This is a genomic window from Klebsiella sp. F11, from assembly GCF_056712265.1.
This window is the reverse complement of the sequence record NZ_CM160060.1, coordinates 4,195,417-4,218,360: the sequence shown is the minus strand read 5'-3', so window position 1 is coordinate 4,218,360 and position 22,944 is coordinate 4,195,417. Positions and strand designations below refer to the sequence as shown.

The 22,944-nt window shown below is 59.1% G+C and carries 22 protein-coding genes; 12 read left to right on the top strand and 10 right to left on the bottom strand.

The window, feature by feature from the left end; all coding sequences use genetic code 11:
* Position 1 precedes the first annotated feature (1 nt).
* Positions 2–1,273, top strand: coding sequence for a MalY/PatB family protein (locus AC1M2H_RS20775; RefSeq protein ID WP_480148872.1), 1,272 nt, complete (start codon positions 2–4; stop codon positions 1,271–1,273).
* 40 nt (positions 1,274–1,313) lie between these two features.
* Here AC1M2H_RS20775 and AC1M2H_RS20770 read toward each other — a convergent pair whose 3' ends face one another.
* Positions 1,314–1,673, bottom strand: coding sequence for a winged helix-turn-helix transcriptional regulator (locus tag AC1M2H_RS20770; protein ID WP_480148871.1), 360 nt, complete (start codon positions 1,671–1,673; stop codon positions 1,314–1,316).
* 103 nt (positions 1,674–1,776) lie between these two features.
* On the opposite strand from AC1M2H_RS20770, the gene AC1M2H_RS20765 reads away from it, so the two are divergent.
* Positions 1,777–2,625, top strand: coding sequence for an alpha/beta fold hydrolase (locus tag AC1M2H_RS20765; RefSeq protein WP_480148870.1), 849 nt, complete (start codon positions 1,777–1,779; stop codon positions 2,623–2,625).
* 72 nt (positions 2,626–2,697) lie between these two features.
* On the opposite strand, the gene egtB is transcribed toward AC1M2H_RS20765, so the two are convergent.
* Together egtB and AC1M2H_RS20755 are read right to left on the bottom strand one after the other, a co-directional pair.
* The gene (gene egtB, locus AC1M2H_RS20760) at positions 2,698–4,845 is read right to left on the bottom strand and encodes an ergothioneine biosynthesis protein EgtB (protein WP_480152302.1); all 2,148 of its coding nucleotides are present in this window, start codon (positions 4,843–4,845) and stop codon (positions 2,698–2,700) included.
* A 70-nt stretch (positions 4,846–4,915) separates the two neighbouring features.
* Entirely contained in the window at positions 4,916–5,497 is a 582-nt protein-coding gene (locus tag AC1M2H_RS20755) for a DUF308 domain-containing protein (RefSeq protein WP_480148868.1), read from the bottom strand.
* 456 nt (positions 5,498–5,953) lie between these two features.
* Here AC1M2H_RS20755 and AC1M2H_RS20750 point away from each other — a divergent pair, with 456 nt between their 5' ends.
* Positions 5,954–6,571, top strand: coding sequence for a TetR/AcrR family transcriptional regulator (locus tag AC1M2H_RS20750; RefSeq protein WP_480148867.1), 618 nt, complete (start codon positions 5,954–5,956; stop codon positions 6,569–6,571).
* A gap of 87 nt (positions 6,572–6,658) precedes the next feature.
* Here the strand turns inward: AC1M2H_RS20750 and AC1M2H_RS20745 are convergent, their stop codons facing one another.
* The 4 genes from AC1M2H_RS20745 to AC1M2H_RS20730 form a co-directional block, all read right to left on the bottom strand.
* Positions 6,659–6,967, bottom strand: coding sequence for an ArsR/SmtB family transcription factor (locus AC1M2H_RS20745; RefSeq protein ID WP_095094637.1), 309 nt, complete (start codon positions 6,965–6,967; stop codon positions 6,659–6,661).
* Positions 6,968–7,074: 107 nt separating this feature from the next.
* Positions 7,075–8,199, bottom strand: coding sequence for an alkene reductase (locus AC1M2H_RS20740; RefSeq protein WP_480148866.1), 1,125 nt, complete (start codon positions 8,197–8,199; stop codon positions 7,075–7,077).
* 47 nt (positions 8,200–8,246) lie between these two features.
* Positions 8,247–9,737: an aldehyde dehydrogenase family protein gene (locus AC1M2H_RS20735; protein WP_480148865.1), complete on the bottom strand. Its 1,491-nt coding sequence runs from the start codon at positions 9,735–9,737 to the stop codon at positions 8,247–8,249.
* A 270-nt stretch (positions 9,738–10,007) separates the two neighbouring features.
* Positions 10,008–10,781 carry an SDR family oxidoreductase gene (locus AC1M2H_RS20730; protein ID WP_480148864.1) on the bottom strand — a complete coding sequence of 258 codons (774 nt, stop codon included), beginning with the start codon at positions 10,779–10,781 and terminating at the stop codon, positions 10,008–10,010.
* 126 nt (positions 10,782–10,907) lie between these two features.
* On the opposite strand from AC1M2H_RS20730, the gene AC1M2H_RS20725 reads away from it, so the two are divergent.
* The 5 genes from AC1M2H_RS20725 to AC1M2H_RS20705 all read left to right on the top strand — a co-directional run bounded on the left by AC1M2H_RS20725 (position 10,908) and on the right by AC1M2H_RS20705 (position 16,639).
* Complete coding sequence (locus tag AC1M2H_RS20725; RefSeq protein WP_480148863.1) at positions 10,908–11,822, top strand: LysR family transcriptional regulator; 915 nt, start codon at positions 10,908–10,910, stop codon at positions 11,820–11,822.
* 231 nt (positions 11,823–12,053) lie between these two features.
* Entirely contained in the window at positions 12,054–13,406 is a 1,353-nt protein-coding gene (locus AC1M2H_RS20720; protein ID WP_480148862.1) for an NtaA/DmoA family FMN-dependent monooxygenase, read from the top strand.
* A gap of 7 nt (positions 13,407–13,413) precedes the next feature.
* Positions 13,414–14,367 carry a glycine betaine ABC transporter substrate-binding protein gene (locus AC1M2H_RS20715; protein ID WP_480148861.1) on the top strand — a complete coding sequence of 318 codons (954 nt, stop codon included), beginning with the start codon at positions 13,414–13,416 and terminating at the stop codon, positions 14,365–14,367.
* A complete protein-coding gene (locus tag AC1M2H_RS20710) occupies positions 14,364–15,176 on the top strand; it encodes an ATP-binding cassette domain-containing protein (RefSeq protein ID WP_480148860.1) in 813 nt (270 codons plus the stop codon). The genes AC1M2H_RS20715 and AC1M2H_RS20710 overlap by 4 nt, the downstream gene beginning before the upstream one ends.
* Positions 15,173–16,639: an ABC transporter permease gene (locus AC1M2H_RS20705; protein ID WP_480148859.1), complete on the top strand. Its 1,467-nt coding sequence runs from the start codon at positions 15,173–15,175 to the stop codon at positions 16,637–16,639. Before AC1M2H_RS20710 ends, AC1M2H_RS20705 begins: the two co-directional genes overlap by 4 nt.
* Before the next feature lie 37 nt (positions 16,640–16,676).
* Here AC1M2H_RS20705 and AC1M2H_RS20700 read toward each other — a convergent pair whose 3' ends face one another.
* A complete protein-coding gene (locus tag AC1M2H_RS20700) occupies positions 16,677–16,910 on the bottom strand; it encodes a hypothetical protein (RefSeq protein ID WP_480148858.1) in 234 nt (77 codons plus the stop codon).
* A gap of 171 nt (positions 16,911–17,081) precedes the next feature.
* Complete coding sequence (locus AC1M2H_RS20695) at positions 17,082–18,071, bottom strand: GlxA family transcriptional regulator (protein ID WP_480148857.1); 990 nt, start codon at positions 18,069–18,071, stop codon at positions 17,082–17,084.
* 253 nt (positions 18,072–18,324) lie between these two features.
* Between AC1M2H_RS20695 and AC1M2H_RS20690 the strand changes: the two genes are divergently transcribed.
* The 4 genes from AC1M2H_RS20690 to AC1M2H_RS20675 all read left to right on the top strand — a co-directional run bounded on the left by AC1M2H_RS20690 (position 18,325) and on the right by AC1M2H_RS20675 (position 22,193).
* The gene (locus AC1M2H_RS20690; protein ID WP_480148856.1) at positions 18,325–19,161 is read left to right on the top strand and encodes an alpha/beta fold hydrolase; all 837 of its coding nucleotides are present in this window, start codon (positions 18,325–18,327) and stop codon (positions 19,159–19,161) included.
* A gap of 195 nt (positions 19,162–19,356) precedes the next feature.
* Entirely contained in the window at positions 19,357–20,058 is a 702-nt protein-coding gene (locus AC1M2H_RS20685; RefSeq protein ID WP_480148855.1) for a response regulator, read from the top strand.
* Positions 20,059–20,078: 20 nt separating this feature from the next.
* Positions 20,079–21,323, top strand: coding sequence for a sensor histidine kinase (locus AC1M2H_RS20680; RefSeq protein ID WP_480148854.1), 1,245 nt, complete (start codon positions 20,079–20,081; stop codon positions 21,321–21,323).
* A gap of 90 nt (positions 21,324–21,413) precedes the next feature.
* Positions 21,414–22,193 carry a MipA/OmpV family protein gene (locus tag AC1M2H_RS20675; RefSeq protein ID WP_480148853.1) on the top strand — a complete coding sequence of 260 codons (780 nt, stop codon included), beginning with the start codon at positions 21,414–21,416 and terminating at the stop codon, positions 22,191–22,193.
* A gap of 355 nt (positions 22,194–22,548) precedes the next feature.
* Here AC1M2H_RS20675 and AC1M2H_RS20670 read toward each other — a convergent pair whose 3' ends face one another.
* On the bottom strand, positions 22,549–22,899 hold the full coding sequence (locus tag AC1M2H_RS20670) for a DUF1304 domain-containing protein (protein WP_480148852.1): 351 nt from the start codon (positions 22,897–22,899) through the stop codon (positions 22,549–22,551).
* Between the last annotated feature and the right edge of the window lie 45 nt (positions 22,900–22,944).

Genomic DNA, 22,944 nt, shown 5'->3' with positions numbered 1-22,944 from the left:
AATGGGCTATCTCCACCCCGCTCGCCGTCACGCCCGTTGCGGCGGCAATACCTTTATGCTAATGCTCTTAGGAAAATCAGCATCAATTCGAGGCCCGCTAACGGTGGCAGAAGAAGACAGCATTTTTGATACGATTATTAACCGGGCCGATTCCCCATCAAGCAAATGGGGACGATTCAGCCAGGCCGACGTCATGTCGTTTAGCATCGCTGATATGGATTTCCAGTCCCCGTCCTGCATTCGCAACGCATTAATAAACAAAGCGCAAAGCGGTCTCTACGCGTACGAGTATAAAACGGATGATTACTACCAGACGATTAGCGGCTGGTTCAAAGATCGTCACCGCTGGACAATTGAAAAAGAGTGGCTGACCGACGGCCCCGGAAGCTGGGCGATGCTCGCGCTGTGCCTGCAGGCATATACGATGCCGGGAGATAATATCCTCATCCACGCTCCGCATTTTCATCCTGCCGTTAGCGTCATTGAAAGCGCAGGGCGAAGGATTGTCGCGCAGGCGCTCTCTTACGATGGCGTCAGATACATTTTTGACCCGCATATCTTTGAGGAAACCATCGCCACAAAAAACGTTAAACTGTTTTTCCTCATTAATCCTCACAACCCAACCGGCCTGATGTTCACCAGAGCAGAGTTATCCGCTATCGCCGGGATCTGTGAAAAGTACGGCGTGCTGGTGGTTGCGGATGAAATAAACGGCTATCTGACCTACGATGATGCCGTATTTGTTCCCTACGCCAGCATATCCTCGGTCAGCCACCTTCATTCGGTCACGCTGACCTCCCCGTCCAAGGCCTTCAATCTGCAGGGGCTGACCTACGCGATCGGCATCATCCCTAACGAAATTACGCGGCAGAAACTGCAACAGGTTCGGGTCGGCATGGGCGTTGATTTTGCGACCAACGTTTTTAGCATTGCGGCAGCGGAGGCCGCTTATCGTTACGGAGGCGAATGGCTTATTTGCCTTAACCGCTACCTGCAGGGAAATCTGGATTTTATGGATCGCTATTTGAAGGCCAACCTGCCGCGGGTAAAACTGATCAGACCGCACGGCGGCTATATCGCCTGGCTGGATTTCACCGCGTTTCGCCTCACGCCGCAGGCGCTCAGAAACATCCTCCTCGAAAAAGCCAGGGTAAACCTGACATGGGGAGAGTCGTTCGGTCACGCAGGTGAGGGGTTCGAGCGTATCAATTTTGCCTGCCCCAGAGGAACGCTGGAGGCAGGGCTGGTGCGCATCAAAAACGCATTTTCCTGACGCAGAGCGGGCCCTGCATTAAACGGTGCCGGGTTTCGCCTCAGGAGCGTTCATTTGCCAGTCGGCGGGCCTGTTCCACCTGAGGCATATTCGCAATTGCCCACTCCCTTATCGGTTCGAGCAGATGAACCAGCGATTCGCCGAGGGACGTGATGCCGTATTCTACCTTCACGGGTAGCGTAGGAAACACCGTTCGCGTGACCAGGCCGTTGCATTCCAGCTTCCGCAACGTCTGCGTCAGCACCTTCTGACTAATTCCCTCTATCGCTCGTTTTAGCGCGTTGAAGCGCACCGGGTGCTCTTTCACTGCCATCAGAACAAGCATTGACCACTTATCGGCGAGCTGATCCAGCAGTTCGCGGGTCGGACAGGTGATCGAGAATGGGCCTCGTAAATCCATAGTTACCTCCAGGTTCTCTGGTAACGTTTTGGTATCTAATTGATACCTAAATATAATTTAGGCATGCTATCGCTTCAGGTTATCATCATCCACGGGGTGGACTATGAACATGCGTGCCAATGATTTTCTGCTTCGGCGCATTAGCGTCAATAATACAACAATCAACGTGGCCACCGGCGGATCGGGTCCGGCTATCCTGTTCTTACACGGCTGGCCCCATACCTGGGAGATCTGGCGCGAGGTCATGGAGGCGATGAAAGCGAGCCATACCGTCATTGCTCCCGACCTGCGCGGTCTTGGCGCCAGCGCAAAAGAGGAAAGGGGCTACGACCTGCATACGCTTACCGATGATGCCGCCGGGCTTATGGATGCTTTGGGTCTGGAAACCGCAGACGTTGTGGGGATTGATTTGGGCGTTGCTGTCTGCTGGATGTTCGCTGCACGCTATCCGGCGAGGGCCAGCAGGCTTGTGGTTATGGAAGGGCTGTTGGGCGCGCTCCCCGGAGCCGAGGCCTTCGTGAAAAATGGCCCACCGTGGTGGTTCGGCTTCCATCAGGTGCCCGGCTTCGCCGAGAAGGTTCTGGAGAATAATGAGGCCGCCTACATTGATGAGTTCTTGCTGTCAGGCACTCAGGGGCGCAAAGGCATCGCGGCTGAGATTCGTCGGGCGTTCATTGATGCCTATAGCGATCGTAACGCTATGCGCTGCGGCTTCGAACATTACCGGGCTTTCCCGGAAAATGCGCGTCAGATTAAGGAGATGCTGACGGAACAAAAAAGCGAACACCCGGTTATGGCCATCGCTGGCGGCATTGTTGGCGATGCTCTGGCGGGCCAGCTGCGCGGCATCGCCGCTGACCTGACGGAAATCACCATGCCCGACTGCGCGCATCTCATCCCCCTGGAGCAGCCGGCGGCTCTGGTCGCTCAGCTGCGCACGTTTCTGCGATAAGCGCCGCGTACCGGTGCTCCTGGCGGGGCTTTAAAAACGCGGGCATGCTTAAACAGCCTGCCCGGCGCGCGGCTACGGCGTAAATAGCAGGAAAATGGCGAACTGCGGGGCCGGGCTGATCCACCGTCGGGCCACCGTCCAGCCCTCGCGTTCGACCAGGGTTGTAAAGGCCGCGGGGGTGAATTTATACGAGTTTTCCGTGTGTAAGGCTTCTCCCTCCGCGAAGCGGAAAACCCGGTCGAGAACGCGTACCTCCTGCTCGCGCCAGCTGATCAGCCACATTTCCATCCGGCTCGCCGCGGCGTTCCACACCGCGCGATGTTCGAAGGCCTCAGGGTTGAAGTTGCCGCCCAGTTCGCGATTGATCCGCGCCAGCAGGTTCCGGTTGAACGCCGCGGTGACGCCACCGGCGTCGTCGTAAGCGGAAAGCAAAGTCGCTTCATCTTTCACCAGGTCGATGCCGACCAGGAACTGCGATCCGGCACCGAGCAGGCGCCGCACGCGGCCCAGAAACGCAGCCGTGTCGCCGGGCGAGAAGTTGCCGATGGTCGAACCGGGGAAGAAACCGACGAGTGGACGACCGTGAGCGTCCGGCGGCAGGGACAGCGCGGAGGTGAAGTCTTCCGCCAGCGGGCGAACCGCCAGGCCGGGATAGTCGTTGCGGATCGCCGCTGCGGCCCGCTCCAGCGCATCTACGCTGATGTCCACCGGCACGTAGGCCGTGAGGCGCGGCGCGGCATCGAGCAGCACGCGGGTCTTCATGCTCGCGCCGCTGCCGAACTCGACCAGCACGGCGTCATCGGCAATGCCCCCGGCGATTTCGGCCGCGGCCGCGCGCAGCAGCGCAAGCTCGGTTCGCGTTGGGTAGTACTCGGCAGTCTGGCAGATGGCTTCGAACAGGCGCGAACCCGCATCGTCATAGAAATATTTCGCCGGGAGGGACTTGTCCGGTCGCGCAAGCCCGGCGAGCACGTCCTCGGCAAAGGCCGACGGTAGTCGCGTGCTCTCCCCGGCGACGTCCCTGGCAAGCCGAACGCCGCTGAACATCCAGCGCGCCTCTGGCGGGAAAAAATTGCGATAGGTCGCGCGCGTATGGCCGGGGGGGGTGATCGACGAGCCGCCGCGCAGGCTCATCTGCCCGACCATGAACTTGCCGTTGTACTCACCTACGGCCCCGGGCTGTGGATGAAAGCCCGGGTAGGCGTCGTAAGCGCTGCGGGTCCATTGCCAGGCTTCGGTATACAGATCGCGCAGGCCCGCGGCGGTCACCGCCGCATGCTCCCATTCCGCTTCGGTCGGCAGGCGTGCGCCCGCCCATTCGGCGTAGGCGACCGCTTCATAGTAGCTGACGTGCAGGACCGGCGCGTCGGGATCGACGGGGGTACGTCCTTGCAGGCCAAACTCAGACCAGCCCTCGGGTTCGCGACACCAGTATAGCGGCGCCTGCCAGCCCTCGGCCTGTACCGTAGCCCAGCCGCTGGCCAGCCAGAGCTCCGGCCGGCGGTATCCGCCATCGGCGATGAACGCCATCCACTCTCCGTTCGTCACCAGGCGGTCGGCCAGCGCGTAGGGCTGCAGATAGACCCTATGCCGTGGCGTCTCATTGTCGAAGGCAAAGCCGTTCCCGACGGTGCCAATCTCGACGATCCCTCCTTCGACCCGACGCCATTCCAGCGAGGCGGCTGGCGGATACGCCCGCGCCGGTCCTGGCCGATAGGCCGGAGAGAGCGGCGAACGGGAGAACAGGTGCAGCACATCCATCAGGATCAGCTCCTGGTGCTGCTCCTCGTGCGCCAGGCCCAGCTCAATTAGCGGTACCAGGTCCGGGGAAAGCGAATGCAGCAGGCGCGCCATACCCGCATCGACGTGGGCCCGGTAGTCCAGCACATCGCGGGCAGAAGGGCGGGTAATGAGGCCCCGTTCGGGGCGGGGCTGGCGCGGCCCCACGGCCTCGTAGTAGGAGTTGAACAGATAGCCGAAGGACGGGTCGAATGCGACATAGTCCGCCAGGTGCGGCAGCAGCAGAAAGGTCTCGAAGAACCAGCTGGTGTGGCCCAGATGCCATTTGGTCGGGCTGGCATCGGGCATCGATTGTACCGCCTGATCCTCGGGGCTCAGCGGCGCGGCCAAAGCCTCGCTCCCGGCACGCACCCGGCAATATAACTGATAAAGATGGTCCCCGTTGTCGACAGGGACGGGTGCATTACAAAGTTGTCTCATTTGGGTCATTCCAGAATGTCCAAAGACAAGGCGTCATGTCGCCCAGGCATCAGGCGATGCCGCGAATCGATCAGTCGGCGAGCACGGCGCGCTGGCGGACGTTCTTAACGGTCAGCCAGATAGCAGAGACGAGGAAGTAGAACGCGCCGAAGGCCGCATAGGGCGCAACCGTGGTTACGTCCAGCGCCATGCCGCTATGCGCCTGCTTGAACATGAAGGCGCCGGCAAGCGCGGATTGGGCGCCGCTGAGGATCATCGGCCACTGGCCGCTCGTCGTTTTCCAGCGCCGTACGCCCGTAGCCAGCTGCAGCAGGCCGGAGAAGATAGCCCAGGCGCCGAACACCGTGATCACCATAGGCATGCCGACGGTAAGCGCGCCGCAGACGGCGAGAGCGATGATGATGCTGACCACGAAGTTGAACTTTTGCGACGGATTCGCGCCCAGTCCGCCGCTTCTGCGCGCGTCCAGATAATTAGCCAACGCGTCCCAGGCCGGATACAGGATCAGCAGGGCCGCGCCGATGGCGGGATTGTGCTTGCCGACGAAAACGGCAAGGGCGATCCAGACAATTGAGACCCCGGTACGCAGGAAGTAGTAGGTCTGAAGCCATTGGTTCAGCGAACGATTAGAGGTTGCAGTGGCGTTTTGCATGTCAGTTCTCCAGGTCGTCAGTCAATAAATATCGCTAACAACCTATTAGTAGGTAGAATATGTGGATGGCACTCTCCCTGCCATACGCGCGGGGACTAACCTGAGTGCAGAGCAGCATAGTGACGAGCTGCATGAGCGGTTCGGCACACGTGTTCCTGCTCAATGAACGAACATTAACCTACTAGTAGGTAGATAGTCAATGTGTTATCTTGCCTATTCCTGGTGCTGGCGCGACGGAGCGATCGCCATGGCGGGATTTACGCGAATTCAGGGAAGCCAGAATCGCTTTGACTTGCTGGCGCAGGCGCGAAGGAAAGAGAGGGCTGGTGAACATAGTATCGGCTGCCGGCCTCAGAGAGAGAGCGGCCATCGCGGATCGACGATAGCCAGCGTTATTTTAAGCCGTTACTGACCTATTGATCGAGTCGGTGCGGGATAAATCTGGAAGGTATTGCCATGTACGCAGAGCTTTCTCCGAAAGCCGCAGAAATCATGATGCTCACCCAATCGCTGCTGGAGACTGGCGGATACAACGGCTTCAGCTATGCCGACATTTCTGCCCGCGTGAAGATCAGCAAGGCGAGCATTCACTACTATTTCCCCACCAAGGCCAGGCTGGTGCGCGAAGTCGTGGCGCGCTACCGGGCGCAGGCTCGTGAAGGCCTGGCGACGCTCGATCGACAGCTGGCTAACCCTGCGGCTGAACTGAACGCTTATGCCGACTACTGGTCCACATGTTTCAAAAACGGCACCTCATCATTCTGTATCTGCGCCATGCTGGCGGCCGATATTCCGACCCTGCCTGCCGAGGTTGCCGCCGAGGTTCAGGGACATTTCGCAGACCTCACGGTTTGGCTTGTGTCGATACTGGAACGTGGGGAGGCCATGGGGCAGTTCCGTTTAGAGGATAGTCCTTTGATCGAGGCGAAATTCTTTATGTCTTCGGCGCATGGGGCAATGCTGGCCGCGCGAGGTTTTGGCGATCCGCGGGTGTTCGAATCGCTGGTGCAGGTCGCTATCCGTCGTCTGACGCTGAATTCCCGACCGCCGGATGATGCTCGTCAGGAAGGGTGATACCGGCGTCGGCATCTTCATTTAACAAATAATCTGGCTGGCCATTTTGCATGAGGTGGCACGGAGCCTTCTTAAGCAACCGGCGATTCAGATCTCTTTTTTCAGCAGCTGGAAAAACTCCGCGATTTTCTCGTTATCACGCTTGTAGTATGTCCAGGGGCCGATGCGCCGCGATGTGACAAGCTGCGCTCGCTGCAGGGCGGCAAGATAAAGCGAGACGGTAGACTGCGACAATCCCACCTTTTCCTGGATAATGCTTACGCATACGCCAACCTCATCAGCATCCGCATCTGGCTGATGAAAATGCTTTTTAGGCTCTTTAAGCCACTGGAGAATTTCTTTTCGCACGGGATTGCTAAGCGCTTTCAGAACCTCATTGAGTTTGATTTCAGACATTTCCGCCTGGCTCCTGTAGATAAGTTGTCATATCCCAATATTACAATACTTAGATATGATATGCACCCTCTCTGCCTGAGCGGCAGAGAGGGTGTTTTACCAACTCATCATTTGTACAGCGGATAGTCGGTATAACCTTTTGCTGCGCCGCCGTACATAGTGGAAGGATCGACCTCATTGAGCGCCCAGCTATTTGCCAGACGCGCGGGTAAATCAGGATTGGCGATAAAGGGGCGGCCAAAACCAAAAATATCTCCCCAGCCGGCGTTCAGGATCCGTTCAGCGCGTTCTTTTGTGTAGCGACCGGCATACATGATGGTGCCGCTGAAAATGCTGCGCACCTGCTGGTAGAACGATTCCGGCAGTTCAGGCGCGTTATTCCAGTCTGCCTCAGCGAGAGAAAGATAGGCGATGCCGATTTCCTGAAGAATTTTAATCGCTTCAGTGTAGGTTTCGTGCGGATTGTCCTCCACAAGCCCGAGATATACGCGCTCTTCATTGGTGCTGGCAAACAGGGGAGCAAAACGCACTCCTACGCGATCCTTACCGACCACATTCGCCACCGCTTCAACCACTTCACGCAGAAATCGCAGGCGATTCTGCAGCGAGCCGCCGTACTCATCATCGCGTTTGTTGCTATGAATGGACATGAACTGGTTAACCAGATAGCCATTCGCGCAGTGGATTTCTACCCCATCAAAACCGGCGTTCAGCGCGTTTTGCGCGGCGCGGGCATACATGCTGACAATCTCCTTTACTTCATCGGTTTCGAGAGCGCGCGGCATCGACGCGACGGCCAGGGTGCCGGTTCCAGGCCCGGTTTCGATGAAAACCTTAACGTTATTACCGGCGGGAATCGCGGAAGGTGCGACGGGGGCGGCCCCTCCTGGCTGCAGGGACGTATGGGATATCCGCCCGACATGCCACAGCTGGGCAAAAATAATCCCTCCTCTGGCGTGTACGGCGCCGGTGATTTTCCGCCAGCCCTCAACCTGCGCGGCGTTGTAGATCCCCGGCGTCCACGCATAGCCCTGTCCGCGGGGCTCAATCTGCGTCCCTTCGGTCACCATAAAGCCCGCTCCGCTTCGCTGAGCATAGTATTCAGCCATCAGCTCATTGGGGATATCGCCCGGCTGCGAGCTGCGCGAGCGGGTCAACGGCGGCAGGACGACGCGGTTTTTCAGCGTAAAATGGCCAATCCTGGCGCTGGTAAAAAGGTTATTCGGTTTCATTAAATACCTCGATATATATAAATTTAGATGTTGCGATTTAAATAAGCTCAGAACAGATTAAAAGGCTGCTCAGCCAGGCTGATGTAAATGTTTTTCTTCTGCGTATACGCATCCAGAATCGATTTATGGGTTTCACGACCTAAACCGGATCTCTTATAGCCGCCAAACGGGGCGTGAGCAGGGATCTCATGGTACGTATTTACCCAGATACGACCGGTCTCAATCGCCCGGGATACGCGTAGCGCCCGGTTGATATCCTGCGTCCATACCCCTCCGGCCAGCCCGTATTCGGAATCATTTGCCAGCCTGATAACTTCCGCTTCGTCGTCAAACGGAATGACGCACAATACCGGACCAAAGATCTCTTCGTATGCAACCCGCATGTCGTTGCGCACGTCCACCAGGATGGTGGGTTCGATGAAATACCCGTTGTCGTATTTCTCGCCCTGGAGACGTTTACCGCCGGTCAGGATGGTAGCTCCTTCCTCTTTCGCGATCTCAATGTAGCCGAGGATGCGATTCATCTGGGTTTCGCTGATCTGCGCGCCCATCTGAGTCTGCTCGTCAAGCGGGTTACCGACGCGGACGTGGGCGAAATGCTTCAGGAGTCGTGCCAGGAAATCCTGGTACACCGAACGGTGCACAAACAGGCGGGCTCCTGATTCACATACCTGACCCTGGTTCCAGAGAATGGCCAGCGCGGCCCCTTCGACGGCACGATCCATGTTGGCATCAGGGAAGATAATGTTGGCGGATTTGCCGCCCAGCTCCAGCGTGGCCGGAATGATTTTCTTCGCTGCCGCCGCGGCGACAATTTCACCGACGCGGGTCGAACCGGTAAAGGCCAGTTTACGAACGTCCGGATGATCGAGCAGGGCCTGACCGGCAGTCGCTCCCAGTCCGGTCACGATGTTGACCACCCCGGCAGGAAGAACCCGGGCAAAGATTTTTGCCAGTTCCATAATGGTGACGGGGGTCATCTCTGACGGTTTGATTACTACGGTATTGCCGGCGGCAATCGCCGGGGCAATTTTCCACGCGGCCATCAGCAAGGGGAAATTCCACGGGATAACCTGACCAACCACCCCCAGCGGTTCGCTGAGAACGATGCTAAGGGTATTTTCATCAAGCATCGTTGCTTCATCGGACTGGCTGCGGAGAACGCCGGCAAAATAGCGGAAATGGTCAATGGCGCCGGGGATATCAATCATCCTCGATTCCCGAATCGGTTTGCCAACGTCGAGGGCTTCCAGGATGGCAAAACGTTCCGCCTGTTCTTCGAGCTGGTCTGCAATTTTTAGCAGGGCGAGGGATCTCTGCGCGACCGTTGTTTTTTTCCAGGCTTCAAATGCCTGTGCCGCAGCCTGAACTGCGCGATCGATATCGCCAGCAGTCGCATCCGGGATGCGGGTAATGAACTCGCCGTTAGCAGGATTACGGCTTTCAATAGTTCGCCCGCTCTCTGAATTAACCCACTGATTATTGATGAATAAACCATATTGCTGGTCTGGTTTGAACGATGTTTTGATGGTGTTCATCTATAGCTCCATATGACGTTGTTTTGCGATGTGATGAATACACTAATATACATATTTATATTTATCAATATGTATATGTGAGAAATTTAAGCACAACGATCGGTAATTTTAAAAAAGACATTAAAAACAATTAATTAATTTTCTGTGCCGGGCCGTCTGCGCGTCACGTATAAAAAGGGCCCGGTTTCGGTCAGGAAAAGCAACGCCATTGAGGGCGGGGAGGAGGAAAGCGCAGGCCCCTCGAAGCCAGAGGGGCGTTTAACCGATGCTTTACTTGGTGGTATAGCCGCCGTTGACCAGAATCGTCTGCCCGGTCATCCACCAGCCGTCGCTGACTAAAAAGCGAATCCAGGGAACGATGTCGCCGATATCCGTCAGGCCGGTTGGGCTAAAGGGAGAGAGGGCGGCGGCGGTTTTATGATAGGCGACGGCCTCGGCGCCTTCGGCGGGGTAGAAGAAGGGCGTATCCATCGGGCCCGGGCCGATGGCCGTGACGGAAATGCCGCGTTCCCCCAGCTCCTTAGATGCCGCTCGCGTGAAGTGTTCCACCGGCGCTTTCATACCGGCATAGGCCGAATAGAATGGCGTGTAAGCCCCAAGAAGCGAGGTCACTAACGTACAGATTTTGCCGTTATCTTTAACGTTTTTACCCGCTTCTTTCAGGAAAAAGAAGGCCGATTTGGCGTTAACGGCGCTCATTTCATCGAACTCGGCCTCGGTGATCTCCGCCATCGGTTTCTTGAGGACTTTACCGACGGTATTGATGGCAATATCGGGTTGTCCCACCGCCGCTGCGGCATCCGCGAAGAGTTTTTCCATCGCCGCCGCCGAGGTCAGATCGGCCTGCAGTGCAACGGCTTCGACGCCGACGGATTTGATCCAGGCTACGGTCGCTTCGGCCTCTTCGCGCGTCGCATGGCTGTTGTAGTGGATAGCGATAGCGCGGGCGCCCTGTTGGGCGAAATCCCGGGCAATGAGTCCGCCGAGATTCTTTGCCCCACCGGCGATGAGAACGGTTTTACCTTTGATAGCGTGATCTACCATGGCTTAGCTCCTGTTTCGGTTATTGTCCGGGCGAATCCGGTCAATAACAGCTTAATACCTGACAGATATGTATAAAGAGGCTGATTCTGCATACACTATGCAGAATTAACGAATAGTGGGACGAGAATGGATACGATCGATCTTTTCCGGATATTTATCCGAGTGGCGGAAAACGGCAGCTTTATTCGCACCGCGGAGACGCTGAACCGACCGGCTTCGACTATCTCCGCCGCTATCCGCGAGCTGGAGTCGCGCCTGGGAACGCGTCTTCTACACCGCACCACGCGCAGCGTCTCCCTGACCTCTGATGGCAGCGCGTTGTACGCGCGCTGTCTGGTTGTGGTGCAGGACGTCGAGGAGACGGAAAATCTGTTCCGCCAGGACAGCGGCCAGGTGAAGGGGAGAATTAAGGTTGACGTGCCGGGCCGGGTGGGAAGCCGCATCGTTATTCCCGCGCTGCCGGACTTTTTTGCCCGCCATCCGTTGATTCAGGTGGATCTTGGCATCACCGATCGCAGCGTCAATCTGCCGGTGGAAGGGGTGGACTGCGCCGTTCGCGTCGGGGTGCTGAATGATTCAGGAATGGTGGCGCGTCGGGTGGGCAACCTGAAGCTGATTAACGTCGCTTCTCAAGGCTATCTCTCCTCCTTTGGCACGCCGGCATCGCCGGAACGGCTCGCTGGCCATATTGCCGTCGGCTACGTCTCGCCAACCACCGGGCGCCAGGAGCGCTGGGAGTGGGCGCGGGATGGGGAGGTTTTCAGCGCCGACGTCAGCAGCCACCTGACCGTAAACAGCGCCGAGGCCTATATTGCGGCCTGCATATCGGGCATGGGCATGATTCAGATCCCCGAATATGATGTGAGCGAATGGCTGGAGGCGGGGATCCTGTGCGAAGTGATGCCGTCCTGCTTAGCGCAGCCGCTGCCGGTAAGCATTGTGTATCCCAGCCGACGGCATCTTTCGCGGCCGCTGCAGCTATTTATTGCCTGGCTTGAGCCGCTGTTGCGGGAAAAAATGCGCCTCAGCGCCGGGGCGTAATCGATGCGCCGGGCACCCGCTCGCGCGGTGACGGCAGGATATCGGCGGCGAACAGCGCCACCGCGGAAAGTACCGTAATCGATCCCTTTCTGGCAGCCGATGCTGCCTGCCGATGTCATATAAAATATGCCAAAATGGTATTTGAATGCCATTTCTTATTCCAATAAGTTTAGCTGATTGTTTATCCCAGGCCGCCGGGTCTACGGTCGCCAACAATCGGAACCCGCTTCTATGAATCGCGTGAAAAAGCCGCTGGTGCTTTCGCTGCTGCAGTACCCGAGCGGCCATCATGTCGCCGCGTGGCGCCATCCGGATACGGATCCAAAGGCCAATATCTCCGTTGATAGCTATATTGCCAGCGCGCGCGCCGCCGAGGCCGCGGGATTTGATATCACCTTTATTGCGGACCGCCTCGGCATTCCCGCCGGGCCCCTCGAGGCGACGCGGCGGGTGGATGAGTGGTCGCATGGCTTCGAGGCGCTGACCCTGGCCGCGGCGGTTGCGGCCACCACGCGACGCATCGGCATCGTCGTCACCGCCAGCACCACCTTCAATGAGCCCTACACCCTGGCGCGCCAGCTGGCCTCGCTCGATCTTATCAGCGGCGGGCGCCTGGGCTGGAATATCGTAACGTCGGGCCTGTCGAGTGAGGCCACGAACTTTAACCCGACGGAGTTTCGCCACGATAAGCGCTACGCGCGGGCAGAGGAGTTTATTGCGGCGGTGCGGGCGCTGTGGGGCTCCTGGGATACGACAAAATTTCCGCGCGATAAGCAAAGCGGCGTTTTTTTTGCAGCCGATGCGCTGCGCGAGCCCGGCTTTCAGGGGCGCTGGTTCCGCGCGCTGGGCGGGCTGAATGTCTTTCCTTCCGCGCAGGGGCAGCCGGTGCTGGTGCAGGCCGGGGCTTCGCCCGCCGGACGGGATCTGGCGGCCCGCCATGCGGAAGTGATTTTCGTCGCCGCGCCCACCCTGGAAGAGGCGGTTGCCTATCGTCAGGATCTGCACGCCCGCCGTGCAGCGGCCGGCCGCAGCAGCGACGACCTGTATATTCTGCCCGGTATTTTTCCGGTGATTGGCAAAACCGAGGCCGAGGCCCGGGCGAAGTTTGACCAGCTACAGGGGCTGATCGCCGAAGAGGTCGCGCTGGCGCTGCTGGGGAGCTATCTCGGTGATATTGATTTAACGGATGTCGATCCCAACGGCCCTCTGCCGCCGCTGCCCGCGTCCAATTCCATTGCCAGCCGCCAGCAGCTGCTGCGGGAGCTGGCGGAGCGCGAAAACCTTACCGTGCTGCAGCTGGCGCGGCGCATTGCCGGAGCGCGCGGCCACCTGCAGATCGTCGGCACCCCGCAGCAGGTGGCGGCGGAGATGATCCGCTGGCACGAAGCGGGCGGGGCGGACGGCTTTATGCTGCTGCCTCCCACCTTCCCGGAAGGGCTGGATCTCTTTATTTCCGATGTGGTTCCCCTGCTTCGCGAACGCGGCCTGCTGACGCCGCTGGAATTTAGCGGCACGCTGCGCGAGAGGCTCAGCCTGCCCGTGCCGCAACCTCTTCTCACCCACCTTAACGACCCGGAAGGATGATAGCCCGATGAAACTTTCAGCGAAAAAAATAGTTGTCGCCCTTCTGCTGGCGACGCCCGCGGCCCACGCCGTCAGCATCGTGGATGCCGGCTATGCCACCGCTCAGGGCACGGCGTACGTCGTCAAGCTGCTGCTCGAAGATCAGGCGGGGGAGGAGACCAAAATTGTGCCCGTCTCCTCTGTGCCGGTTATCTGGGAAGGGCTGAACCGCAACAACGGCGAGATCGATATCTGGACTGACGTTTGGCTACCCAATCAGCAGGCGCTGGTGGCGAAATACGCCGGGGCCGGCAAGAACGTCACCCTGGCGAAAAACGCCTATGCCGGAACCCAGGGCTACTGCACCCTGACGGCGACCGCCGAGGCGCACAATATTCATTCCGTCTACGATCTGACCGATCCTGACAAGGCCAAAGTTTTTGCAGCGAAAGGTTCGGATCGCGGTCAGATCTGGCTGGGCGCGGCGGGCTGGCTGTCGACGAATTATGAAGAGATCCGCGCGCGGACCTACGGCTTCGCGCCGTTCTTCGACCTGACCCGTTCCGATGAGGCGGTGGCGACGGCGGCGCTGGATAACGCCGCGAAAACGGGCGGCGCCTGGATCGGCTACTGCTATGCGCCGCATCAGAACTACGTCCGCTACAAGCTCACCAATCTGCAGGAGCCTAAATATAATCCGCAGACCTGGCAGGTTGCGGATCAGTCGGACCCGGAGTGGTTAACGAAATCGCGCATCAGCACCGGCTATGGCGACGCGGCGATCCACATCGCCTACAGCAATCACTTTGCCCAAACGAACCCTGAAGGGGCAAAAATCGTCGAAGCGGTCCATTTCAATACCCAGGACGTCAGCGCCCTGGCCTATGCGATCGCCGTCGAAGGGAAGACGCCGGAGCAGGCGGCGCGCGGCTGGCTGGATGCGAATAAGGCGCGCGTTGCCGACTGGCTGAGCGCGAAATGATCCAGCTGGAAAACGTCTGGAAGGTCTTCGGCTGCGATCCGCAGCACGCCGTCGCGGCGCTGCGGCGCGACCCTGACGCCCGCCTGCCCGCGGGCGGCCTGGCGGCGGTGCGCGGTATCGATATGCACGTCGAGCGCGGCGAACTGCTATGCATTTTAGGCCTCTCCGGGTGCGGCAAGTCCACGCTGCTGCGCATGGTGAACCACCTGATCGCGCCCAGCGCCGGCCGAGTACGCATCGCCGGGGAGGCGATTGCCGAGCTGTCGCCCGCCAGGCTGCGCGAGCTGCGCGCCCGCCGTATCGGCATGGTGTTCCAGAGCCATGCTCTCATTGAGCATATGAGCATTCAGGAAAACGTGGCATTGCCGCTGGAAATCCTCGGCGTCGCCCGCGCCCGGCGCGAAACGCGCGCGGAAGCGCTTCTGGAACGACTGGGGCTTGCCGGGATGGGGCAGCGCGGGATCGACACGCTCTCCGGCGGGATGAAGCAGCGGGTTGGGCTGGCGCGCGCGCTGGCCTCCGACCCGGACGTTTTGCTGATGGACGAGCCCTTCAGCGCCCTGGACCCGCTAATCCGCGACGACCTGCAGGCCGAGTTTCGCAGCCTGTCGCGCGACCTCAATAAAACCACGCTGTTTATTACCCATGATGTCGGCGAAGCGCTGCGCATCGCGGATCGTATCGCCGTTATGCGGCAGGGCCGCTTTGAGCAGCTGGCCACGCCGGCGGAGCTGCTGGCCCGTCCGGCCAATGACTATGTCGCCCGATTTATCCGCATTGGCATGGCGAGAGCGGAGGAGACCACATGATGCACCAGCCGGATGTCGTGACGCCGTTTTACCAGCGCGCGTTTAGCCAACTGCAGGATGAATCGCGCAGGCTGCCGCCTTTTCATAGCAAAGCGGCGCTATTCGGCAGCCTCTGGCTAGGCGCGCACCGCTTTCGTGGGCTGTTCTGGCTATTTTTAAGCGCCGAGCTGATTGGGGCGGCGCTGATCGTGCTTGCCCTGAGCCACGGCCTGTCGCGCGACCAGCAGGCGCGCGTGACCACCCTGGTTGAGCTTGCGAGCCAGCGGGCGCAGGAGGCCGCCGCGGCCCACAGGCAGGATCCGCAGAGCGCGATGACGCAATCTCTGGAACGCTCCGCCGCGTCGCTGAGCAAAGCCGCCAGCGACGCGCGGGCGGCGCTTGAGGCCGAGCGGGGAGGGCGCGGTCTTATTCTCGGCGGGCTGGCCGCGCTGCTGGGAACGCGCGTTATTTTAGGATTCGCCGCCGTGCCGCTGATGGCGGGGCGGCTGCGCAGAGCGCGCCTGACGGAGGATTTTAGCGGTATGACCTGTTCGACCGGCTCCGCCCTCTTCGCGGCGCTGATTTGGCTGGCGATCGTGCCGATGGCGCTCTTAAACTACGCCGGGACGATCCCCGCGCAGATTTTCAACCCCGCCGGGTTACCCGAGCTGGCGGCGAACGCATCGCGGTGGATTGATGGGGGGATGGGGTCGCTGGCCGCGGCCCTTGCTCCCGCCGCGCAGCATATATCCCGGGTCATCGATGCGCTGCTGAGCGGCCTGGAATATGCGCTGATCGCCACGCCGTGGCCGGTGGTGTTTATCGTACTCCTCGCCTTTGCCGCACAGCGCGGCGGCTGGCGCCTGGCGTTTGGCGTCGGGGTGGGGCTGGCCTATATCCTCGCCTTTGGCTACTGGACCAAAGCGATGCAGACGGTAGCGCTGCTGGGGACGGCGTCGTTCATCGCCGTCGCCGTTGGCATCCCGCTCGGCATCTGGAGCGGCTATCGCCGGCGCGTGGCGTCCGTTATTCGGCCGGTCCTTGATTTTATGCAAACCACGCCCGCTTTCGTCTACCTGATCCCGATCATCGCCCTGTTCGGTATCGGTAAGACCGCCGGGATTATTGCCACCATCATCTTCGGCATCGCCCCGGTGATTCGTCAGACGGCTTTTGGTATTGCCAACGTTCCGCCCGCCGTGCGGGAGGCGGCCCTGGCTTTTGGCGCCGGACGAGGGTTTATGCTATTTAAAGTCGATTTGCCGATCGCCCGCCCGGCGATCCTGGCGGGCGTCAGCCAGACGGTGCTGATGAGCCTGTCGATGGTGGTGATTGCCGCGCTGATCGGCGCAAAGGGCTTAGGCGAGGATGTCCTTTCCGCGCTGCAGTACGCTGCCCAGGGTAAAGGCATTCTGGCGGGGCTGGCGATCCTTATCTGCGCGATCGTCATTGACCGGATGGTGCAGTTCCGGCGGCGATCCTGATCCAGGGCCGCGGGCGCGTTTACGCATAGCGGGCCCGCTAATCATCGGTTAAATAGTTCTGCCGCATCTCAATTTTAAGACCGCTGGCCCCTTGATAAACTGGCTTGTGGCATAAGCGTAAAATAGCGGTGGTGCTCACGCCATTTACCTTAACCAGCATCTGAATACTCATACTTTTCAAGGACTGTTTGTTTTCAATGATATAATTGGCGACATTCCGTTCTTTGGCAGATAGTTCTTGACTAACTTCACGGATTTTTACGTCGAACATTTAACAGCCTTTATCATATTAAGAATATTATTGCGATAGTCATACAATTGAAAAAAGAAAACATCAAGTTATAAACATTTCCGCTTAATTCCTTGCGCGGCGGCAATTAAATAATATGCCGGGCGCCTTGGTCCGTTAATTACAATTAAGCCGGGGCAGCGGCAGGCCGCTTTATTCCAGGCCAAAACGCTGCCGGTACTGTCCCGGCGTTACGCCGGTGATTTTGCGAAAAATTTTGCGGAAGGCTGAGGGATCGGTATATCCCACTTCCCAGGCAATACGGTCGGCCGAACGCCCGGTTAACTCGAGGGCATCACGCGCTTTCATGATGCGAACCTGTTGCAGATACTCCGTTGGCCGCACGCCCGTCGCTTTCTGAAAGCGGCGCAGAAAGGTCCGCGGGGTCATCCCCGCCAGCTCTGCCATTTCATCGATGCTTTGCTGTTCAGAATATGTCGCATGGAGGTGGTGCTGGACGCGCAGAATGACGGGGTCGCCGTGGTCGAAATGCGGAATAAATGCCGAATAGGTGTTTTGCTTGCGGCGGGGAGGATCGATAAGTAAAAAACGCGCCGTGGCCAGCATGGTACCGTTTCCCAGCAGCTTCTCTATCAGCGTCAGGCCGAGATCTGTCCAGGCAAGAATGCCGCCGGCGGTGATAATATCGCCGTCGTCGATAACCATATTTTCCGCCGCGACGTCAATCTCCGGGAAACGCTCCGCCAGGGCCTGAGCAAACGCCCAGTGCGTCGTTGCGCGACGATGATCGATAAGCCCGGTCTCCGCCAGCACGAACGCTCCGGCGCAGACCGAACAGAGCGTCACGCCGTCATGATACAGGGCGCTCATCCAGGCGGCAGGGGCCGCCATCGGCTTCATCTGCGCGGGCATGACTAGGCTGGGCGGGGCTATCACATGGCTCAGGCGATGCGGCTCATCCGGATGGCTGTCCCAGACGCACGCCACCGTATCGCCGTCGGGCATGACCTGCCAGTGCGACACCCGGATTGCGCGAACGCGCTCCTCGCCGGAAATGCTCACCGCCCAGTCCGCCGCAATCCTGAACATATCCGTCAATCCATACACCGCCGCCAGCTGGCACTCGGGATAAATCAGCAGACCCACTTCCGCCACGATGCTCTTTTCAACAGAAGGCTTCATTTGTCATTTTTGCCTCTTATAGTGTCATTTTTGACAATTCTATCTCCCGACGTATTGCATAACAATAGCTCCATCGGCCAACAACAGCGATGACCTGAACGATAAAGGAGCAGGTATGCCAGACGAACGGTTTGCAATTTCACGGCGGCGTCTGCTGATCCTCAGCGGCACGTTGTCCGCCGGTATCGGGCTGTCACTTTCGCCCTTAGCCCGGGGTATGACATCATTCTCATCACAGACAGGAGATATTCCTATGAGCAACGGCATTATTACTACCAAAGACGGTACCCGCATTTTCTATAAAGACTGGGGCCCTAAAAACGCGCAGCCCGTCGTTTTCCATCACGGCTGGCCGTTAAGCGCCGACGACTGGGATAATCAGATGCTGTTCTTTTTATCGCAGGGGTATCGGGTGATTGCCCACGATCGTCGCGGTCATGGGCGTTCCGACCAGACCGATACCGGCAACGAGATGGATACTTATGCCGCCGACGTCGCTGAACTTGCCCGCGCGCTGGATCTGAAAAATGCTATCCATATCGGCCACTCTACCGGCGGCGGAGAAGTGGCGCGCTATGTCGCCAGGGCCGAAAAAGGGCGCGTGGCGAAGGCGGTGCTGATGGGCGCGGTTCCGCCGATTATGCTAAAAACGGCCGCTAACCCGGAAGGGCTCCCGCTATCCGTATTTGATGGCTTCCGCTCCGCGCTTGCCGCCAACCGCGCGCAATTCTTCATTGACGTGCCGTCGGGTCCGTTCTACGGCTTTAACCGCCCGGGGGCCAAAATCAGCCAGGGCCTGATCGATAACTGGTGGCGTCAGGGCATGGCAGGCGGCGCTAAAGCGCAATATGACTGTATCAAAGCGTTCTCTGAAACCGACTTTACGCAGGATTTACTGGCGATTGATGTTCCGGTACTGGTAATGCACGGCGAAGACGATCAGGTGGTGCCTGTCGATGACGCCGCGCGCAAATCAATCAAGCTGCTGAAGCACGGGACGCTGAAAACCTACCCGGGGCTGTCGCACGGCATGTTTGCCACCCATCCTGAGGTAATTAACCCGGACCTGCTGGCGTTCGCTAAATCCTGAGCCTGAGGCTATACGCCGGACCCGCCAACGTTGCGGGTCCGGCTTTTATCCGTGAGCGGGCGGGTAGCACGCGCGCAGGGAGCGGGGCCGCTCGGGCAAAGTAATTAGCGGTAGCCGCGCCGCGGTCTGAAACTAACTGCCAGGCGACGCTGTCTTTAATTCATTGACGCAATGCTTTTTGTCTGGAAGATAAAGATGACCTCCGTTTTGTTGATTGAGGATGATAGCCGACTGGCCGGCATGCTGATGCCCTACCTTACCCAGTATGAATTTAGCGTGGTACATAGCGCCAGCGCGCAGGACGCGCAAAATAAGATGAAGCAGCGCAAGTTCGATGTCGTACTGCTGGATTTGATGCTGGGCGATGCCGACGGCCTGGCGCTGTGTCGGCAGATTCGCACCCGGCTCCAGTATGACCCGGCGATTATTATGGTGACGGGACGCGGAGACCCGGCGGATCGCATGATCGGTCTCGAAGTGGGAGCCGACGACTATCTGGCAAAACCCTTTGAGCCGCGCGAGCTGCTGGCGCGTATGCGCGCGGTACTGCGGCGCATGAAGCCCGGAGCGGCGTCGGGCGGCGACGGCGTTATTCGTTCCGGCGCGCTGGAGATTGATACCGCAGCGCGCAGCGTCACGCTTAACCAGCGCCCCTGCAGCCTGACCTCCCTACAGTTTGACCTGCTGGTCTCGCTGGCGCGCAACGCCGGCCGCGTGCTTAACCGCGAACAGATCTGGCAGTTAGTGCGCGGCGAAAGCTATGACAGCTTCGATCGCGCCATCGATGTCCATATCGGGCGTATTCGCCAGGCTATCGAGGACGACCCGCAGGTGCCGAAGCGCATTATTACCGTGCGCGGCGTCGGCTACGTCTTCTCGGCATTACCCTACGCATGAAGCGGCTCGCCTGTTTTCCCATGCATCTGCAGATTTTTTTCGCCTTTAGCTGCGCCCTGGCGCTGGTGGTGATCTGCACTATCGCCCTGTGGCTATGGAACAACGATAACAACCGTCATTTGAAAGCCTTCGCCACCTTCTCCGAGCTGGTGGAACAAAACCTTCCGCCGGCTTCCGCCTCGCGCGGCGCGCAGTCCCAGGCCATCGATAGTTGGATCCAGCGCACCCATACGCGCTTCTCCCTGTACGCCGCCGACGGCGCTCCGCTCAGCCGCCCGCTCGATCCGCCGCTTCCTTTCCCGCAGCGCGTGGCGCCCGGAGGAGGATTTGATGACTGGTACGGGACGCGTTTTGTCTGGCAGCTTAAAGACGGGCGCGTGCTGGTTATTCAGCTAAGCAACGACCGACAAAAGCGTCCGTGGCTGTTTATCCTGATGCTGCTGGCCATGACCACCAGCGTGGTGCTGGTGTCTTTTCCGGTGATCCGTCGCTTAACCGCTCGCCTGGAGTCGCTGCAGCAGAGCGTCGAGTCGCTCGGCAAAGGCAACCTCGGGGCGCGCGTGCAGGTTAGCGGACGCGATGAAGTGGCGCAGCTTGCGGCCAGCTTTAACCGCGCCGCCGGGCAAATTGAGCAGCTGGTTCAATCGCAAAAAACGATGCTGGCTAACGCCTCGCACGAGCTGCGTTCGCCGCTGATGCGTATTCAAATGGCGGCGACGCTATTGGTGCAGAAGGAGTCGCCCGCCTCCCGCGAACTGCGGCGCAGCGTCGGCGAGCTCGATGAGCTGGTGGAGGATATTTTGACGCTGAGCCGCCTGACGATGACCACCGGCGTGATAACCGGCGATTTCCGACCGGCGGATATAACCGCTATCGCGGCGGAGGAGTGCGCCAGCGCGCAGGTTGAGCTGCGCGCTGGCCACGTGCTCGCCGAGGTGGATGCGCGGTTAATACGGCGCCTGCTGCGCAACCTGATTGAAAACGCGCAGCGCTATGCCGGTAACGATATCTCGGTTGTCCTCAGCCTTAGCGACCGGGAGTACTTTATCCTCGAGGTGAAAGACCGCGGCCCCGGCATTCCGGAGGTGGAAAAAGAGCGGGTTTTTGAGCCGTTTTATCGCCTCAGCAGCGGCACAAAGGGCTGCGGGCTCGGCCTGGCGCTGGTCCGTTCAATCACCGAATACCACCGGGGCAGCCTTTCGGTGCGCAACCGTCGCGGCGGGGGAGCCTGTTTTCAGGTGCGTATACTTGTGGCAGTTACATAACTTTACCTGAGGTAAAAAGAGGGGTTACTGGAGCCTGTTTTAATAAGCCAACCTGATTGTCGGCTTCCTGTAACGGTAAGGATCATCTGCATGCTATCCACCCTGGCTAAACCCTTTACGCTCCTGTGCCTGCTCTCTGCGGCAACCTTTCCCGCCGTGGCCGAGCCTTCTGCAAACGGCTTTTCCGGCTTTATCGGCGGCGGCGTTGGCGTCAAGCCGAAATATTCCGGCGCTAAAGAGTCCAAAACGACGTTCGTACCCGCGGTAAAGCTGGCTTACGGGCCGTTTTTTGTCGGCGGAGTGGACGATCTTACGGCGCTGGGCTGGGAGTTTGCCCGCACCGAACGCTGGACCTTTTCGCTCGGCGTGGGCGCGGATATCTCCCCCCGCCAGCAGTCGGATGATGAGCACCTCAGAGGGCTGGGCGATATTCGCTTCTCGCCGCGGGCCTTTAGCTCGGCGGTTTATGAAAATCAGCTCTTCAGCGGCGGCGTGATTTTGACCCAGGATATCGGCGGCAATCAGCAGGGCTTTAAGCTCATCTCCTGGGCGCATCTGCAGTGGCGGCCGCTGGAGAGCCTGCGCTTTTATACCGGACCCAGCCTGAGCTGGGGGGACGGAGATTATATGCGGACGCAGTACGGCGTCACCGCCGCCCAGTCGGCGCGCAGCGGCCTGGCACGCTACGACAGCGGGGACGGGCTGGAGAAAGTGGGCTGGCAGCTGGGAATGGACTACTCGATGACGCCGGCGTGGCTGATCGGCGCCCGGGTGAGCGCACAGCGTCTGCAGAACGATGCCGCCGACAGCCCCGTTACGCAAAAGTCAGGGCAGGTTAACGGCGTCTTATTCGCCGCCTGGCGGTTCTGACAGGCGCCAGGCATTTCCGTTCAGACGGGAGCGCGCGCATCACATACCGGGCGGCGCGCTCGTTTTAGCCGCTGGCCGGGGTGTTTTTCCGGCAACCCGCTAAAGCGACATTCCAATTACCGCGTTGACAACGGCGGAGGACATCAGCACGCCGCCAACGATAAAGCACGCCCGGTTCTTCCTGGTCGCACCCAAGGTTAAGAGAATAACGGCAAGAGTGAAAAAAGGTATGGCAATAATGCTGAACGTGTTCAGAGTAACCTCCACGAAGAGTAGAAAAAGCCGGACGTGATTAAGGCGCGGCTGATTATTAAGTCGCTGAGTGCGATCGGCTGACGGCTTATTTTATTCACCGTCAGCCGATCAGCAGAGCGGCCAGCGCCGCTAAGGCCGGGAGAGCCTGAATATAGAGTATTTTCCTGTTTGCCGTCACCGAACCGTATATCCCGGCAAGCACAACGCAGCACAGGAAAAAGATTTTAAACTGCAAGCCGCTCTCTCCCGCCCACAATCCCCACAGCAGGCCCGCCGCTAAAAAGCCGTTGTACAGTCCCTGGTTAGCGGCCAGCACCCGGCTGTCGCGAGCAAAATCAGCGCTCAGGTTAAATGCCTTGTGGCCCGTTTTGGTATCCCATAGAAACATTTCGAGGATCAGGATATAGAGGTGGATGGCGGCCACCAGGGCGATAAGGATATTGGCTAACACGGCAGGCCTCGCTGAAAATGTGGGAGCCGGATGATTATAGTTAAA

What these genes read in the sequence shown, in the direction of transcription:
- AC1M2H_RS20740 (WP_480148866.1), bottom strand. Translation starts at nt 8,199, where the DNA reads ATGAAACCGAATAACCTTTTTACCAGCGCCAGGATTGGCCATTTTACG.
- AC1M2H_RS20695 (WP_480148857.1), bottom strand. Translation starts at nt 18,071, where the DNA reads ATGAAGCCTTCTGTTGAAAAGAGCATCGTGGCGGAAGTGGGTCTGCTG.
- egtB (WP_480152302.1), bottom strand. Translation starts at nt 4,845, where the DNA reads ATGAGACAACTTTGTAATGCACCCGTCCCTGTCGACAACGGGGACCAT.
- AC1M2H_RS20690 (WP_480148856.1), top strand. Translation starts at nt 18,325, where the DNA reads ATGAGCAACGGCATTATTACTACCAAAGACGGTACCCGCATTTTCTAT.
- AC1M2H_RS20720 (WP_480148862.1), top strand. Translation starts at nt 12,054, where the DNA reads ATGAATCGCGTGAAAAAGCCGCTGGTGCTTTCGCTGCTGCAGTACCCG.
- AC1M2H_RS20715 (WP_480148861.1), top strand. Translation starts at nt 13,414, where the DNA reads ATGAAACTTTCAGCGAAAAAAATAGTTGTCGCCCTTCTGCTGGCGACG.
- AC1M2H_RS20770 (WP_480148871.1), bottom strand. Translation starts at nt 1,673, where the DNA reads ATGGATTTACGAGGCCCATTCTCGATCACCTGTCCGACCCGCGAACTG.
- AC1M2H_RS20675 (WP_480148853.1), top strand. Translation starts at nt 21,414, where the DNA reads ATGCTATCCACCCTGGCTAAACCCTTTACGCTCCTGTGCCTGCTCTCT.
- AC1M2H_RS20725 (WP_480148863.1), top strand. Translation starts at nt 10,908, where the DNA reads ATGGATACGATCGATCTTTTCCGGATATTTATCCGAGTGGCGGAAAAC.
- AC1M2H_RS20750 (WP_480148867.1), top strand. Translation starts at nt 5,954, where the DNA reads ATGTACGCAGAGCTTTCTCCGAAAGCCGCAGAAATCATGATGCTCACC.
- AC1M2H_RS20730 (WP_480148864.1), bottom strand. Translation starts at nt 10,781, where the DNA reads ATGGTAGATCACGCTATCAAAGGTAAAACCGTTCTCATCGCCGGTGGG.
- AC1M2H_RS20710 (WP_480148860.1), top strand. Translation starts at nt 14,364, where the DNA reads ATGATCCAGCTGGAAAACGTCTGGAAGGTCTTCGGCTGCGATCCGCAG.
- AC1M2H_RS20745 (WP_095094637.1), bottom strand. Translation starts at nt 6,967, where the DNA reads ATGTCTGAAATCAAACTCAATGAGGTTCTGAAAGCGCTTAGCAATCCC.
- AC1M2H_RS20705 (WP_480148859.1), top strand. Translation starts at nt 15,173, where the DNA reads ATGATGCACCAGCCGGATGTCGTGACGCCGTTTTACCAGCGCGCGTTT.
- AC1M2H_RS20700 (WP_480148858.1), bottom strand. Translation starts at nt 16,910, where the DNA reads ATGTTCGACGTAAAAATCCGTGAAGTTAGTCAAGAACTATCTGCCAAA.
- AC1M2H_RS20735 (WP_480148865.1), bottom strand. Translation starts at nt 9,737, where the DNA reads ATGAACACCATCAAAACATCGTTCAAACCAGACCAGCAATATGGTTTA.
- AC1M2H_RS20755 (WP_480148868.1), bottom strand. Translation starts at nt 5,497, where the DNA reads ATGCAAAACGCCACTGCAACCTCTAATCGTTCGCTGAACCAATGGCTT.
- AC1M2H_RS20765 (WP_480148870.1), top strand. Translation starts at nt 1,777, where the DNA reads ATGAACATGCGTGCCAATGATTTTCTGCTTCGGCGCATTAGCGTCAAT.
- AC1M2H_RS20685 (WP_480148855.1), top strand. Translation starts at nt 19,357, where the DNA reads ATGACCTCCGTTTTGTTGATTGAGGATGATAGCCGACTGGCCGGCATG.
- AC1M2H_RS20775 (WP_480148872.1), top strand. Translation starts at nt 2, where the DNA reads ATGGGCTATCTCCACCCCGCTCGCCGTCACGCCCGTTGCGGCGGCAAT.
- AC1M2H_RS20680 (WP_480148854.1), top strand. Translation starts at nt 20,079, where the DNA reads ATGCATCTGCAGATTTTTTTCGCCTTTAGCTGCGCCCTGGCGCTGGTG.